Source organism: Hymenobacter metallilatus, assembly GCF_003944705.1.
GTDB classification, from domain to species: domain Bacteria; phylum Bacteroidota; class Bacteroidia; order Cytophagales; family Hymenobacteraceae; genus Hymenobacter; species Hymenobacter metallilatus.
Genome location: NZ_RWIS01000016.1, coordinates 80089 through 94793, shown reverse-complemented (window position 1 = coordinate 94793; position 14705 = coordinate 80089). Strand labels below are relative to the sequence as shown.

At 58.3% G+C, this 14705-nt stretch carries 13 protein-coding genes; 10 read left to right on the top strand and 3 right to left on the bottom strand.

Annotation, left to right across the window (positions count from 1 at the left end; genetic code table 11):
- Nucleotides 1-33 precede the first annotated feature (33 nt).
- From EI290_RS19745 to EI290_RS22515, 8 genes are all read left to right on the top strand, one after another.
- Nucleotides 34-1233: a family 1 glycosylhydrolase gene (locus tag EI290_RS19745; RefSeq protein ID WP_125433367.1), complete on the top strand. Its 1200-nt coding sequence runs from the start codon at nucleotides 34-36 to the stop codon at nucleotides 1231-1233.
- Nucleotides 1234-1245: 12 nt separating this feature from the next.
- A complete protein-coding gene (locus tag EI290_RS19740) occupies nucleotides 1246-1905 on the top strand; it encodes a hypothetical protein (RefSeq protein ID WP_125433366.1) in 660 nt (219 codons plus the stop codon).
- Nucleotides 1906-1949: 44 nt separating this feature from the next.
- Entirely contained in the window at nucleotides 1950-2651 is a 702-nt protein-coding gene (locus EI290_RS19735; protein WP_125433365.1) for a DUF1345 domain-containing protein, read from the top strand.
- A 54-nt stretch (nucleotides 2652-2705) separates the two neighbouring features.
- Complete coding sequence (locus EI290_RS19730) at nucleotides 2706-3683, top strand: GDP-mannose 4,6-dehydratase (protein WP_125433364.1); 978 nt, start codon at nucleotides 2706-2708, stop codon at nucleotides 3681-3683.
- Nucleotides 3684-4230: 547 nt separating this feature from the next.
- Nucleotides 4231-5166 carry a bestrophin family protein gene (locus tag EI290_RS19725; RefSeq protein ID WP_125433363.1) on the top strand — a complete coding sequence of 312 codons (936 nt, stop codon included), beginning with the start codon at nucleotides 4231-4233 and terminating at the stop codon, nucleotides 5164-5166.
- Nucleotides 5153-6136, top strand: a complete 984-nt coding sequence (locus tag EI290_RS19720; RefSeq protein WP_125433362.1) for a DUF2279 domain-containing protein — start codon at nucleotides 5153-5155, stop codon at nucleotides 6134-6136. The genes EI290_RS19725 and EI290_RS19720 overlap by 14 nt, the downstream gene beginning before the upstream one ends.
- A 101-nt stretch (nucleotides 6137-6237) precedes the next feature.
- Nucleotides 6238-6624: a hypothetical protein gene (locus tag EI290_RS19715; RefSeq protein WP_125433361.1), complete on the top strand. Its 387-nt coding sequence runs from the start codon at nucleotides 6238-6240 to the stop codon at nucleotides 6622-6624.
- Nucleotides 6625-7079: 455 nt separating this feature from the next.
- Entirely contained in the window at nucleotides 7080-7931 is an 852-nt protein-coding gene (locus tag EI290_RS22515) for a phosphatase PAP2 family protein (protein ID WP_221766289.1), read from the top strand.
- A gap of 105 nt (nucleotides 7932-8036) precedes the next feature.
- Here EI290_RS22515 and EI290_RS19705 read toward each other — a convergent pair whose 3' ends face one another.
- The 3 genes from EI290_RS19705 to EI290_RS19695 all read right to left on the bottom strand — a co-directional run bounded on the left by EI290_RS19705 (nucleotide 8037) and on the right by EI290_RS19695 (nucleotide 12585).
- Entirely contained in the window at nucleotides 8037-9050 is a 1014-nt protein-coding gene (locus EI290_RS19705; RefSeq protein ID WP_052381927.1) for a ComEC/Rec2 family competence protein, read from the bottom strand.
- 107 nt (nucleotides 9051-9157) lie between these two features.
- Nucleotides 9158-10663 (bottom strand): ComEC/Rec2 family competence protein, encoded by a 1506-nt coding sequence (locus EI290_RS19700; protein ID WP_044019256.1) that lies wholly within the window; start codon nucleotides 10661-10663, stop codon nucleotides 9158-9160.
- A gap of 50 nt (nucleotides 10664-10713) precedes the next feature.
- Nucleotides 10714-12585: a gluzincin family metallopeptidase gene (locus tag EI290_RS19695; RefSeq protein ID WP_125433358.1), complete on the bottom strand. Its 1872-nt coding sequence runs from the start codon at nucleotides 12583-12585 to the stop codon at nucleotides 10714-10716.
- Nucleotides 12586-12984: 399 nt separating this feature from the next.
- Here EI290_RS19695 and EI290_RS19690 point away from each other — a divergent pair, with 399 nt between their 5' ends.
- Both EI290_RS19690 and EI290_RS19685 read left to right on the top strand, forming a co-directional pair.
- On the top strand, nucleotides 12985-14028 hold the full coding sequence (locus EI290_RS19690; RefSeq protein ID WP_044019255.1) for a DUF2235 domain-containing protein: 1044 nt from the start codon (nucleotides 12985-12987) through the stop codon (nucleotides 14026-14028).
- Nucleotides 14029-14117: 89 nt separating this feature from the next.
- Nucleotides 14118-14651, top strand: a complete 534-nt coding sequence (locus EI290_RS19685) for a hypothetical protein (RefSeq protein WP_044019254.1) — start codon at nucleotides 14118-14120, stop codon at nucleotides 14649-14651.
- Nucleotides 14652-14705 lie beyond the last annotated feature (54 nt).

Genomic DNA, 14705 nt, shown 5'->3' with positions numbered 1-14705 from the left:
TTTTCATTTCCATTTCACCTTAACGCCTAGCCCATGAGTGCCTTCATGTTTGCCACCGGCATCGAAAACAGCTACCCCACCATCCGGCTGCCGGACGGCACGATGCACCGGGTAGATGAGCTGGAAAAAACCGGCCATTACGAGCGCTGGCGCGAGGACTTTGCCTTGGTTAAGGAGATGGGCATCGAGTTCTTGCGCTACGGCCCGCCCTACTACCGGGTGCACACCGGGCCGGGTCAGTTTGACTGGGCCTTCACCGACGAGACCTTCGGGGCCCTGCGCGAGCTGGGCATCACGCCCCTGGTGGACCTGCTGCATTTCGGGCTGCCCGACTGGCTGGGCAACTTCCAGAATCCGGCCTTCCCCGAGCACTTCGCCGCCTACGCCGGGGCCTTTGCCGCCCGGTTCCCCGACCTGCAGTTCTACACACCCATCAACGAAATCTTCGTCACCACCATGTTCTCGGCCCAGTACGGCTGGTGGAACGAGTGCCTGGCCAGCGACCAGGCCTTCGTCACGGCCCTCAAGCACGTGTGCCGGGCTAATGTATTGGCCATGCAGGCCATCCTGGCCGTGCAGCCGGGGGCTACTTTTATTCAAAGCGAGTCGGCCGAGTACTTCCACCCCGAAACGCCGGCCGCCCGGCCCCTGGCCAACTTCCTCAACCAAAAGCGCTTCCTGAGCCTGGATTTAACCTACGGCTACCCCGTGAGCGTGGCCATGTACGAGTTCCTGCTCAAAAACGGCATGACCGATGCCGAGTACCACTGGTTTGACGACCATAACATTAAGGCCAAGTGCATCATGGGCACGGACTACTACCGCACCAACGAGCGCATGGTGCGCGAAGACGGCAGCACCTACCCGGCCGGCGACGTGTTCGGCTACTACGTCATTGCCAAGCAGTACTTTGACCGCTACCGCATGCCCTTGATGCACACCGAAACCAACCTCTGGGAACCCGACGCCGTGAACTGGCTGTGGCGGCAGTGGGCCAACGCCTACCGCCTCAAGCAGGACGGCATTCCTCTGGTGGGCTTTACTTGGTATTCGCTGCTCGACCAGGTGGACTGGGACACGGCCCTGCGCGAAAACAACGGGCGCGTCAACCCGCTGGGCCTCTACGACCTGGGCCGCAATATGCGGCCCGTGGGCCGGGCCTACCAGCGCCTGATTGCCCAGTGGAAAGACGTGCTCCGGGACGAGAGCTACGGCGTGCACATCAACTATTAGCCCCCTCTTGCCATGCCTGCTTTCTTAGCACCTCTGCGCCGGGTACGCATCCTGTTGCTGGGGGCCGGGGCCCTGCTGCTGGGTTTTTGCGGTCACCCCCGCAACGAGCAGCACGCGGAACCCGCGCGTCCGGCCGCGGCCCCGGCCGATTCGGGCCACGTAGACGCACCCGTGGAGCACGCCACCGCCACCGGCATTCTGCAGCGGTTGCAGGAGAGCCTGGACGGCCTCTCGCTGAACGGCCGGGCCGACCATGACTTCGCCCACCTGGCGCTGGAGTACACCCACGCCGGCCTGGATCTGGCCAACCTGACGGCAGAGCGGAGCACATCCGATTCCCTGCGGGCTCTGGCCCGGCGGGTGCGCCCCGGCCAGGAGCGGCTGTTGCCCGAGTTGGAAGCCCTCACGTCCCGCCAGCACCGTCTGCATGCCAACCACCGCCTGGACCCGACCACGCCGTTTGCCCGGGCGACGGCCACTATGCGCCGCGATCTACGCACTCGCCGCGCCGCGCTCCCGGCCTCCCCGGACCCGGCAGGGGATCTGGCCGCCGCCTGGCAAATCTACGCCGCCAGCGCGGCCCGGCTGGGGCAACTGGAGCTGCGCTACGGTCAGGACCCGCGCCTGCGGGAGATAGCTCGCCTGCTCCGCCCGGTCGGGACCTCCCGGTGACCCCGTCCTGCTTTCCCGCTACCCCGCTTCTACTCCCTCCGGTTATGTGCCCTATCCGATTCCTTCGCCCCCGGCACCTACTGGCGCATCTGCGCCACCTCTCGGCCCGGCAGCGCCTGCTGCTGGCCGCCGGCCTGGGTGGCCTGAGCTGGCTGCTGCTGCTGCCACTTTCCTTGCAGGCGGCCACCCGCCTGGTAGCCGCCTGGGACGTGTTTTGCGCGGGGATTCTGAGTTTGTTGTGGGCTGCCATGTACCGGGCCGACGCGGGTCATATCCGGCGCGTCGCCACCCGGCAGGACCCCGGCCGGAACTGGACCTTTGTGGCCGTGCTGGCCAGCAGCAGTGCCGCGCTGCTGGCCGTGGTGGTGCTGCTTTCGGGGCTGGCTTCCATGCGCGGGCCCGAAGTGAGCTACCATGTGGGGTTGTCCGCCGGGGCAGTGGTCGGGGCCTGGCTGCTGGTGCACACCGTGTTTGCCCTGCGCTACGCCCACGCCTACTTCAGCGAAAATCCGGCCACCGACCCGCCGGATACGCTGGGGGGACTGGAGTTTCCCGGGGAGCCGCCCACCTCGTACTGGGACTTTGCCTACTTCGCCTGCATCGTGGGTATGACCGCTCAGACCGCCGACGTGGCCGTATCCTCGGCCCGCCTGCGGCGGCTGGTGATGCTGCACGGCCTATTGGCCTTTGCCTTTAATACCAGCATCGTGGCGCTGGCCATTAACCTGCTAGCCGGGCTGCTGTGAGAAAAGTTTACTTCGTTCTTACCCTGATGCTCTTCGCTTGACACCCATTTGCCTATGTCCATTGTGTTAGTTACCGGCTGCGCCGGCTTTATTGGCTCGCACCTGACTGAGCGGCTGCTAGCCGAAGGGCAAGCCGTAGTCGGGCTCGACAACTTTGACGACTTCTACGCCCGCGCTGCCAAAGAAGCCAACTTGGCCATACTACGGGCTCACCCGAAGTTTCAATTCTTCGAACTGGACCTGCGCCACAGCGCGGCGCTGACAGCCTTGCCAGCAGCCCCCTACGAGGCCGTGGTGCACTTGGCGGCCAAAGCAGGTGTGGGCCCGTCGGTGCGTGCGCCGGCTGACTACGTCGAGAACAACGTGCTCGGCACCACGCATCTATTGGAATGGATGCGCCAGCGAGCTGTCCCCAGCTTACTGTTCGCTTCGTCTTCCTCGGTGTATGGCAATACGCCGCAACGTCCTTTCCGGGAAGACGAGCCACTGCTAGCACGCGGCATCTCGCCCTACGCTGCCACTAAATTGGCCGGCGAGGCGCTGACCTACACCTACCATCACCTTTACGGCCTAGCGGTGCTTAACGCCCGCTTCTTCACGGTGTACGGGCCCCGACAACGGCCCGATCTGGCCATTCATAAATTTGCGCGGCGGCTGCAAGCCGGCCAACCCCTACCCATCTACGGCGACGGCCGCACAGCTCGCGACTACACGTTCGTGACCGACACCGTGGACGGCATTGTGCGGGGCTTGGCATACTTGCGCGCCACACCTGACGCCTACGATACGGTGAACCTGGGCAACAGCCGCCCCATAGCCCTGCTCGACTTGGTGGCGGCTCTGGAACGCGCTACCGGCACAACGGCCCGTCTCGACTTCCGGCCCACTCAGGCTGGCGACGTTAACCTGACGTATGCGGACATCGGGAAAGCGCACCGCCTGCTTGCCTACTCTCCACGCACGACCCTGATGGACGGACTGGGACAGTTTGTTGAGTGGTTACAGGCTAGCCGTGATGGTTACTATGCGTAACCCGTCTGCGGCCATGGCCCAAAACTCGACTTCCTGCTGGCCGGGGAACTTGCTTCTCGGCTTGGCTACGGCGTTTAGGCAAGGGGTAAGCGAGCCATGGCCCACTGCAAAGCACCAAGTCCCGCCACACGCAAGTCAGCCGCAGATGCTATCTTCTACCCACTGACTGCACCCGCCGCTTATTTTTTGGTTCGCCGCCGCACGTCTAGTCCTTACGGGTGCCAGGACGGCGGACGCCCGCGTGCTGTCCTCGTAGGCGTTTGTGCTGAATCAAGTGTCTTTTTGGCTCTGCGTTGTGCGTCGTGAATCGCAGTTTACGCCTGATACGCTGTGGAGCGCCATGAGGCTCGACGCGTACAACCCTAGTTCGCCGGACCTGTTAACGGTTGTTGCGCCCGCGAGTAGTGCGGGGCTTATCCAGCGCGACGATCCAGCAGCAGAGTGACTACCTCTTTTTGCTCGGGCTATCCGCAGCATCACACACCTGCTGAAACAGCAACTTCTGAAACAGCAATTGCTCCTTTGATCATCTCCTCTTTACATGCTTATGTACATTCGTAAACACATTCACTGGCGGGTTATCTGGGCCTATTCCTGGAAAGACGTGCTGATTTTTCTTGGCTACGATACCCTGCTGGCCGTATTGCACGGGCCGCTGCAGGTGCGCTGGCTGGACGTGCCCTGGCAGCTAGTCAGCATCCTTGGCGTGGCCGTCTCCTTTTACGTGGGCTTCAAAAACAGCAGCTCCTACAATCGGTTTTCCGAGGCCCGGCAGTTGTGGGGCGGTATCGTGAACCGCAGCCGCAATTGGGCCATGCTGGTGCTGGGCAATACCGACCCATTGGGGCCGGTCCTGATGCCGGCGCAGGTGGCCGCACAGCAGCGGCTGATTTACCGGCACCTGGCCTGGGTCAATGCCCTGCGCCTGCACCTGCGCCGTCAGCCTGAGCGCTGGGAGGCGGAGGTGGCCCCTTTCCTGGACCCGGATGAGTCTGCCCACCTGCAGGCGGTGGCCAACCCGCCCGCCCAGCTGCTGCTGCGGCAGACCCATGACTTGCGCCAAGCAGCCGGCCTCTACACCGAGTTACAGCATCGCACCCTCACCGAAGACCTGCGGGAGCTCACCAACCTGCAGGGCGGCTGTGAGCGCATCAAGAACACCCCGTTTCCCCGGCAGTATGCTTTTTCCAGCCTGGTGTTCGTCTGGCTCTTTATTGCCCTATTGCCCCTGGGCTTGCTGGCCGAATTCGAGAAGCTGGGCCACGGGCAGTACTGGATGACAATTCCGTTTTCGGTGCTGGTGTCCTGGGTGTTTGTGACCATGGAACTGGTTGGCCACATCAGCGAGGACCCGTTTGAGAACCGCATGAACGACGTGCCCATGACGGCGCTCTGCCGCACCATCGAGATTGACCTGCGCCAGATGCTGGGCGAATCCGAAGTGCCCGCGCCCGTACAGCCCGTGGAGGATGTACTGCTGTAACCTGACTGGCCGCCTACCCCGCGGGGCGGGGTGGCGGCGGGCCGCAGGTGGGCCTTTGTTGAGTGTGGCCTGGCTAAGCGTGGCCCTGCTGCGGCCCACCCCCGCCGCCGCCCAAGTGCCCCGACTAAAGAACGAGTACGTCCCCAGTCTGGCCGACTCCAGTCGTCACGCCGCTCGGTTGCCGGTGCTGGCCGGCAGCGTGGCGGTGGTTTATCCCACGGGGCTGTACCTGCTGGGGCGAAGCTGGTACACCGGGCAGCGGGTTCCGCTGCATTGGTTTAACGACTGGCCCGAATGGAAGCAGCTGGACAAAGCCGGCCACTTCTGGACCGCGTTTCATGAAAGTCGCGCCGCGGTTGACCTGCTGAGCTGGGCCGGGGTGACCGAGCGCCGCGCTATGTGGTACGGGGGCTTCGTGGGATTCCTGCTGCAAAGCCCGATTGAGCTGCTGGACGGCCGCTCTCCTGCCTACGGCGCCTCGCCCGGCGACCTGGCGGCCAACCTGGCCGGGTCGGTGGGCCTGCTGACCCAGCAGCTGGCCTGGGGCGAGGTGCGGCTGATGCCCAAGGTATCGTTTCACCGCAGTCCCTACGCCGCGCTGCGCCCCGACGTATTAGGCCGTAACCTGCCCGAGCGATTGCTCAAGGACTACAACGGCCAGACCTATTGGGTGTGTGCCGACGTGGGTGCGTGGCTGCCGGCCGACAGCCGCTGGCCGCGCTGGCTCCAGCCGGCAGTCGGCTACGGGGCCGACCAGCTGCTCTACAACGACCCGGCCCGCAACCAGGCGGCCGGACTGCGCGCCTACCGCCAGTATTACCTCTCGGTGGACGTGGACCTGCGCCGGGTGCCCACGCGCTCCCAGGTGCTACGGCGCGTGTTCAACGTGGCCAGCCTCGTGCACCTGCCCGCCCCGGCGTTGGAATGGAACGTCCGGCGGGGCTGGCATGGCCATGGCTTCTACTACTAACGCTACCCGGGCGGATTCGCGCCCCTTCCCGGGTGTTCTCCTACCGCCAGTTCCCCCTTCGTCTACTGACCGGGGCACTGCTCATTTTCAACTCGTACGGCATGAAGAAGTATCTGCCCTTTGATCGGTTCATTGGTCTGGCAGCTTGTATGGCAGCCGCGCTGCTGCTGCCCGGCTGTGGCAATCTGGGATCGCATAGCCTGGCCCTCCGCTTGCAGGTTGCGTTCGACAGCACGGCCATCCGGATCCATAATCCCACCCGGGCGACGTACTATCACACGCAAGTGGAAGTAAATGATGCCTTTGCGGCCGCGTTGGGCACCATTGCCCCGGGTGGCCACCGGCAACTTTCCTTGGACAGCCTGCGCAACGACCGGGGCCAGGGGTTGTCAAGGCGGGCACAGCTGGAGCGGCTTACGCTCTACGCCCAGGACAGCGTCGGCAATTATGATGCGCTTATTCTGGATCCTGTTCCTGCCGGCCGATGAAGTCCGGCGTAAGAGTCAGCGTTTCATACCAGTGCAGCACGCCAGAAACTTGTAGCGGTCCAGCAGTACCGCGCGGCAGGGCAGCCACGAGCACGCGGCCCGGCACGGCTACACGGCCCGTGGCTTTACGGGGCCCAAGCGCAACCCCAGCGGCGGCAGCTCGTTGTGGAGGGCGTGTTGCGTGCTGCGGTGCGCCAGGGGAACTACATCCGCTCCCTTTCTGGTTAGGCGGGTATGTGTGCACATCATACTCCGACCCGAAAACTGCTCCGACTGGGCCTTTACGCGGCGGTCGGCGCCTGGATCCTCTACACCCAGGCCGGCGGTTTCTAAGCCGAAATACGCCGGGCGGTTTTTGGGGATGCGCTACGCAGGGACCGGATGCACAACGTAACTTGCCTTGGCCAACAGTGCCACTACTTTGTGTATCTTCCGGTGTTGCCCCCCCCCACTGTATGCTCCCTGTTCGTCTTTGCTGGCTCGCTGTCGGCGTGGCCGTCTGCCTGCTGACGCCGGTGCCCGGCGCGGGGCAGGTGTTGCATTCCCCTGCTGCGCCTGATTCCGTGGGCCGGCGCCTGGAGGCAGAGGCCTGGCCGTCGCCGCTCCGGCGCGTGCTGGTGCCAGGGCTGTTGGTGGGAGCCGGGGCCCTCACGACCCACCACACGCTGGAGTCCAGGACCGATTGGGCGGTGCGCGAGGAGTTGGGTGAGCATATGCCGGCCGTGCGCACCACCCTGGACGACCAGCTGCGCCATGTGCCGGCCGTCGCGGCCCTGGGACTCAGCCTGGCCGGCGTGCGGGGCGAGCACAGCACGGTGAACCAAGCGTTGCTGTTTGCCCTGACCTACACCATCAACAACACGCTCACCAGCAACCTCAAGCGCCTGACGCGGGTGGAGCGTCCCTACGGCGGCGGTGACTACAGCTCGTTCCCGAGCCAGCACGCCAGCGCGGCGTTTTCGGCCGCCCGGCTGTTGGACCGCGAGTACGGGGCGCGCAGCGGCTGGTACCGGGTGAGTGGCTACACCGTGGCCACCAGCGTCGCGGCCCTGCGCCTAATCAACGGCAAGCACTGGCTGTCGGACGTCGTCGCGGGGGCGGGGGTAGGCCTGGCGTCTACAGAGCTGGCGTACTGGGTGTATCCAACGGTCCAACGCCTGCTGCTGCGGGGCTTGCAGGACCGGGCGGGGTGGTGCCTTTCTACCAGGGTGGGGTCACCGGGCTGCTTGCCGTGGTGCGGCTGTAGAATGAAAGGCAGGTACTGTACGCTTAGCGGGAATTTTTGTTCTTGTGCTAGTGCTTCCTAATACACCTTCGGATTAAGTAAACGTAGACTTCGTCCTGTCCGTTTTAGCTAGACCATCTCGCTTTTACTGACATTCTCATTGCCTTATTGTTAAATGGCGGCCTGTCTACCTGAAAGTTATCAGGTGCCAAGCGTTCAAAGTATTGTAGAATACAGGAACACTCCAGCCGCGTTTGTGGCGAAAGTCTCGAGCAAAGTCATAGTGTTTAACATATACCTCAATGCCTGAGTCAGTCACTTTCAGCACTACGAAGCCTGCTTGATTGTTCGTGATTCTAACTTTAGGATAGCTCGTATACGCTAGGTGCTTGCTGCTGGCATTACCCAAAAGCGTAAGTCTGGGCTTTAATGTTTTTAGAAAATCATAGTTCCGCCCAGAATCTCGGCCGTGATGCGGGGCAAAGAGGACATCCACGTTGCTTACTTCAGTCTGATAAGTGGTAAGAATGTAGTCCCAAGCTGCATCGTGCGTGTCGCCAGCGAACAGAATTTTCCAATGCCCTCCCCCTGCTTTAGGAGGGGTGAATAGCAGCACGTAAGAAGACTCATTATAATCCTTCTTGTCGTTCGCTTCTTTAACCAACGCTGCGGTTGGACACAGTATTTTAACGTTATCCTGGTTCCAAAAATCGGCTTGGTGATTGGCTAGCAGGGATAAGCGACGTGTGGCCGAATATCGGCCATGACGTACTTCTTGATAAAATTTCCAGTCTTCCTTGTTGTAGCCTCCGCCAAAGCCGTTCTCGTCACAATATTTATCATTGTCTGTGTCCCACGTATTAGGAATTGAGAACTCCTGGTACAAATCCCGGATACCATCCAAATGGTCCATATCTGGGTGAGTCACGATGAAGCGCCAAATCTGCTTAACACCTAACCCTTTTATATAATCAACGGGGTTATCGGGGCTCAGCTTCTGATAGTAGTTGGTTTTTCCGGATGGGACAGAAGTTCGAGTACGCCGTTCCTCTCTTTCTTTCGAGGCTTTTACTGCTTTTTCTTCTGGTGTATCCACCAGATTATAAGCATTGCTGACATCAATTACTGTAGTTCGACCTGAGTTGTGCTGTATTATATTACAATCGCCCTCAAGCACGTTAAGAAAATGGATAATCTCCATGAAAGGAAAGGGAAGTGAGCTTTGTTTTAAGAAAAAGGTTATTTCAAGTTTTACTAAAGTAGTCTTTTGCTTAGGATGGTAACATTGCACGCTAAGCCCCCCATTCTCTATACAAATACAGTGTATTGCTTGGCTAGCGTTTGACCATCCTTGGTGATGACTCTATACCGGGCTTCGCCAAGGGTTGTCAAATCATATTGCGCGGAGGGGCGCGGAATGATTTCAATTTCGTCCATAATAATACATTTACCCTGGCTGCGTTCCATCAAGTCTCGAAGCAAGCGGTAATTAGGCATCGTAGTTCGCCAACGGGATGAGATACGTCGTAGATCCAGGGGGACCATGACCGCCAAATCCGGGTTGTTCAGTAACTGAATGCCTTTGTCCAATGGAGTGCCGTTGAAGCTTAGATGGTGTGAGACCTTGTAAAAAACGGTACGGCTCAGTAAGTCCGTCACGAAATGTTTAGGATTGGGGCCTGTGCCATTCCATTTCTCAATCAGGTGCCAGCTCTCCCAGTTGGCGTACTCAGCATCACCGGGCAACAGCAGTACGGGGCCACCTGTTCCGATCTCAATGGCCAAGGCCAAACTGGTGTTGTTGATGTGAGAGTCCAGTCGAATGGCCAATGAACCAGCCGTGTATAGCCATTCCTGCTCAATATCCCGCCACTTATTGTCGAAGGCCGCGTAACGGTCAAACAAGTCTCGGGCCTGGCTCAAGTACACTGCGCTCTCGGCGGGTGAGTGATCGAGTTCCGATTGGACGAGTCCCTGAGCCCCCACAGCATACTTATCCGAGAATGGTAGGTCGCCTGGAGAGATATCTCCATCAATAGTAAGAAAGCTGTTCATCGCCAGAATACCTTCCCCTGGAGTGGTGTGGCGAGGGTGCGTATCGCGGCCCTCTTTGCCATCGGCAAAAATATGCGCCTTGTCTAGTGGCGGGCCCAATACATGAAACCGGACGCCAGGCACCTGGGGCATGGGAAGCGAAGCTCCGGGCAGTAGGTAGCGGGTACGCACTTGCTTGTTTTTCAGCAGTTGCTTGATTTTTCGCATCCCGGCCAGGCCCCCCGCAGCAGGCAGCGCTTCGTCTAAATTCACGGCTCCGAGCGTGTCCATCCCATCAAGAAAAGCATCTAGAGCCAACAGTGCCTGCTCATTGGCTTTCAGATTGGTTTGCTCGGCGTGAATGGCACCTCTGTTCGTATGCAGCTGGGTGATGGCATTTCGGAGACCCAGGCGCATTTTTTGTCTTTTCTGGAGCAGGTCTTGGGCCCGTCCTTGTGGGTCATCAGGATCCTCAGTCCACGCAAACCAAGCCTCCCCAATTTCAAGTTGCTCAAACTCCTCTAGGCACTTGTCAAACCCATTGACATGGTCTTGGTGTTCGTGAGTAATGACCAGCAAGTCCAGCTTGCCTTCGACGTAGTCAACTAGGTTTTCGATGTAGGGTAAAAAGTCGGCCCGCGTGCCCATACAACTTCCGCAGTCAATCAGCATGGTGAATTGCAATTCCTCCTGCGCAAAGAATTTGAGCACGAAGCAATCGCCTGTACCCAGACAGTACATGCGCACGTCAACCCGGGTAGTGGGCACGGCTGGCGACATGGATGCCCCTTCTAGAGCAGTAGTGTTTCTATTATGTTCCATGCCGACGGCTAGTGTTGGTGCAAGAAGGCAAACGGCTCGCTCAGGTGCTGCACTTGCTGGCCGAAGTACTGGGTATAGGCATTGTGGTGGTGGTGCTGCCCTTGGCGCGTATAGCGGTACTGCCGCTCAGCCCGGGTTGTGTCGAGCACGGCTATTTCACCTCCCGATTGCTCCCACACCTGCATGTTGAGCAAAGGCCGGTTCACCACGTACTTTAGACTGAGCGTGTCCAGATCCAGAATAAGCGTGCAGCCCCCGCGGAACTCCATCCGCTGCTCCGTGTCGCCCGGATTGGTGCGGATGCCTTCTTTCAAATTGTAATGTCCTACCACTTTACCCTCTCTAAATACAACGCCGCTACGCTGCACCAGGCAAAAAACAACATGGTTAATTTGTAAACCATCTGGTCCGGATCGGCTGACTAGCCGCAGGTTTTGAACTTGAAAAGAGGGGCGTGACGAATAGGTAGTTTGGTGGACGACAGCTGCGTGAAGCGAGTCAGCCAACACAAAGGCTATTCCGGTAAAGCTGGTAAACTCCTTAGAAGTGGCAAATTGCTCACTGATATACTGGTGAATCCCCTCCGTTTCTCCCGTCTCTTCCTTCCGCAGCTTACCAATAAAATTTCGGGTGAAGGCATCTATCTTAGCCCGGTCGTTTTCGTACTTGATTCCTATCGCGTATTCCCGCAGTCGTCCGATGAGTTTCGTCAACACCTTCTGAGAAGCTGAATCTGAATTGTACTCCGCAATAGTTCCTATTCCGGGTAAACGCAGGCTTTCCACGCTCAGCGTCTTGATGCCCTGCGGATAAATGCCCCGTCGACGGAAAGCATCAATAAAAGCCAGCCTGTATTCATACCGGTCGTCCCGTACGGAGTCAACGTCAGCCGTGATGATGGCTCGCAGGTAATCACCGAAAGTGATGTCTACGGGCGGACAATAATCAAGTGCCCGGATGCACATGCCCAGCACATGATTCGCAGCCTTAGCCGCTTCATCCGCTAGGCGGTTGACCAAATCCGGATGCAGTTCGCCCTGGGCTAAGATGCCGCTGCCGCCCGAGGCGATGCGCAACAGGTCCGCGATCCGCACCTTATAAATCGAGGTAAAGGCTTCAAAAACTGCTGCTACCAGGATGCTGCCGCGGGCATGCGGCTCGGTTTGCTGCCGATATTCGTCACTGTTAGGCTCCAAAGGCCGCCACTGCTGGGTATTGGGGTCCTGGCGTCCAATGGCGTCGCGCAAGCTGCCGTAGCCGCCGATAGCCGTACCAAACTGTTGTGCCAATTCACCCAGTAAGTTCTGCGCGGATAAATCACCCCTCGTGCGAGCAATCTGGTGTTTGAGCACCTCCGGAAAAGTAAAGTGCTGAAACAGGGCTACGATGTCCGCGAAAGCTTCGTGAAAAGCTAGCACATCGGGGTTGGTTGGCTCGTTGTAATGCGTGTAGATGCCGTCGAGAATGGCGTGCGTCACCTCGTGGGCGATGATGTCATGGCTCAGACAGGTAAAAACCAGTGAATCGGGCATTTGCTGGGTATCATCCGCAGGGGTGGAGGAAAAGTACCCGAAAAGAATAGCCTTCTTTAAAGGACTGTAGTACGCATTGGCATCTCGCATCGCGTGCGGGTAAATGCGCAGTTGCGCCACATACTCTTCGTACCCGGGGCCATCAAGCGTGCGCCGCGGGGACCACTGAATTTTACGGCCAAGAGCCTTTTCAAAATTTTTAATTGTTGTCATGGCCACCGCGTACACCATTTGCTGGTGAAACTGCGGATTGCTTTCGCTGGGCTCTAACCCGTGTTGAGCGAGCAAGTTCCGGTCGTTTAGATCGACCGGTAAATAGAACCGTCGCACGGTAGGATCGTAGTCCAATACCTCCAGGTACTCACCCACCGGTCCCGGTGTCACAGATTCCCAATCCACCTGATAGGTAAGTCGGTTTATGGCCACTGTGTCCAAGCGCAGAGACAACGAAGGATCGAAGCTGTACGCCCGTAAACTTCGGTGCCCAGGTTCCGCGATGCGCGGGCGATGTTGGATTGGTAAAGACATTGATTAAAAGCTGTTTATATGGCCATTGCCAAGCGCTATTCGAAGTGATTGGAGTGTGCTGGCAGTAATATTCTCAGGGCGCCAAGCGCCAAAGTGGCCAACTGGCACCCAGCTGCAATGAAAAGGTAATATGCAGCTTTGCACAATAATTTTAACTAATCTTCACTTGCAGCTTGCTACACGCCTTTTCCAAGTTTGCTGGCTCCAATCTTACATCTCATGTCAAAACGCCTAATTGTCCTTTGTGACGGCACCTGGAATCGGGCCGAAAACATGGATAACCGCAAGCGCAAACCTACCAACGTGATGAAGATGGTGCGGTCAATCAAACCGCTAACCGCTGATAACACCGTGCAAGTAACCTATTACGACGAGGGCGTGGGCAATCATTGGGGACTGGACCGGTTTCTTGGGGGCGGCTTAGGGCTGGGATTATCTAAAAACGTCGTTGAAGCGTACCGGTTTTTGCTCTACAACTATGAGCCCGGGGATGCGATATTTCTGTTCGGCTTTAGCCGGGGGGCTTACACGGTCCGTAGCTTGGCCGGATTGATTCAGCACATTGGTTTGCTACCCAAGCAGGAGGACTTCTATGTGCCGGAAGCGTACGGTCTGTATCGGCAGCGGCCCACCAAAGGGGACCCACAGGAAGCGTGGCAACACCAAATTGCTGCGTTTAGAACAAGGCACCATGCCCAACCCATTCCTATCCATTTTGTTGGCGTGTGGGATACTGTAGGAGCCCTGGGCCTGCCGTTGAACCTGTTCAATCTTTTCAATCGTCGGCGTTATATGTTCCACGATTCCAGCCTCAGCCCCTGCATCCAGCACGCCTACCAAGCGTTGGCAGTGGATGAGCAGCGAAAAACGTTTCGACCAACGCTGTGGGAACATGTAACAACCTCACAGGTATTGGAGCAACGCTGGTTCGCTGGCGTACATACCAACGTAGGAGGTGGCTATGAGAAAGATGGGTTAGCTAATATTCCTTTGCATTGGCTTAAAGAAAAAGCTACCGCTTTGGGCCTAGAGGTCGACGAAGCTTTTTTGGCGTATTACAAGCCGTGGTATGGTGACCAACTGCGCAATTCCATGACGTGGCTCTACCGGCTGCTGGGCACGCACGTGCGTGAAATCGGTGTCGGTCAGGGCAGCAATGAAACAATTGATGAGAGTGTACTGCAGCGAATAAGAGCCCTACCCGATTACAAGCCCGTCAACGTAGCAGCTGCCTTGGAAAGGCTAACGGTTAGTGCTTCATAACCTGCGCCAGTGTAGGGAATACCTCTCAATCCAGCATTCCATTTTGCTCACAACATCCGGCTAGTGGGCCCACGCTTTTTAGGAACGATATGTTTCAGTTCGATAATCTAGACCAGAAAACCAGAGACTACATGCTGCTCGAAGTAGAGGCTGCCATCAAAACCAGCCAACTCTACATTAGCATGCGGTTCACCGAAGAGGGAAAGGCTCTTTACCCAAAACTTCTGCGCCAAGCAGTGATAGATGGGAATGAAGAAACACTGGCCACAGCACTGCAACAGCATAATTGCTTTCAGACGCACGAGAAGCATGGAATCGTATTACGGAAAGTACCGGCGAATGCACCGCTGATTTTTGCGGAAGGAGAATTCAACGCCTTTTATATGCGTGGCATTTGCCACCGGGCCATTGGGGAAGGAAACGCAGTAGAAGTATATCGAGCCAAATCCTCTATGGTACCACGAAGGTCCTCCAAGTTGATCGAAGGAAATCTGGAAGATCCTCGAAGACTGCTCCTCTACCTGAAAAATAGCATAGATGGCAGCCAAAGGGGCAGCCAACTGCCGGCGGGCTCTAATTCTGGCCTAACGCTTCGCCTAACAAACAAGCCACTAATGAAGTAATCGTGCCTTGACCGGGTCAAGCGGGTAGTCCATAACCTGTGAGGAGTTTCCGCT

What these genes read in the sequence shown, in the direction of transcription:
- EI290_RS19745 (WP_125433367.1), top strand. Translation starts at nt 34, where the DNA reads ATGAGTGCCTTCATGTTTGCCACCGGCATCGAAAACAGCTACCCCACC.
- EI290_RS19740 (WP_125433366.1), top strand. Translation starts at nt 1,246, where the DNA reads ATGCCTGCTTTCTTAGCACCTCTGCGCCGGGTACGCATCCTGTTGCTG.
- EI290_RS19735 (WP_125433365.1), top strand. Translation starts at nt 1,950, where the DNA reads ATGTGCCCTATCCGATTCCTTCGCCCCCGGCACCTACTGGCGCATCTG.
- EI290_RS19730 (WP_125433364.1), top strand. Translation starts at nt 2,706, where the DNA reads ATGTCCATTGTGTTAGTTACCGGCTGCGCCGGCTTTATTGGCTCGCAC.
- EI290_RS19725 (WP_125433363.1), top strand. Translation starts at nt 4,231, where the DNA reads ATGTACATTCGTAAACACATTCACTGGCGGGTTATCTGGGCCTATTCC.
- EI290_RS19720 (WP_125433362.1), top strand. Translation starts at nt 5,153, where the DNA reads ATGTACTGCTGTAACCTGACTGGCCGCCTACCCCGCGGGGCGGGGTGG.
- EI290_RS19715 (WP_125433361.1), top strand. Translation starts at nt 6,238, where the DNA reads ATGAAGAAGTATCTGCCCTTTGATCGGTTCATTGGTCTGGCAGCTTGT.
- EI290_RS22515 (WP_221766289.1), top strand. Translation starts at nt 7,080, where the DNA reads ATGCTCCCTGTTCGTCTTTGCTGGCTCGCTGTCGGCGTGGCCGTCTGC.
- EI290_RS19705 (WP_052381927.1), bottom strand. Translation starts at nt 9,050, where the DNA reads ATGGAGATTATCCATTTTCTTAACGTGCTTGAGGGCGATTGTAATATA.
- EI290_RS19700 (WP_044019256.1), bottom strand. Translation starts at nt 10,663, where the DNA reads ATGTCGCCAGCCGTGCCCACTACCCGGGTTGACGTGCGCATGTACTGT.
- EI290_RS19690 (WP_044019255.1), top strand. Translation starts at nt 12,985, where the DNA reads ATGTCAAAACGCCTAATTGTCCTTTGTGACGGCACCTGGAATCGGGCC.
- EI290_RS19685 (WP_044019254.1), top strand. Translation starts at nt 14,118, where the DNA reads ATGTTTCAGTTCGATAATCTAGACCAGAAAACCAGAGACTACATGCTG.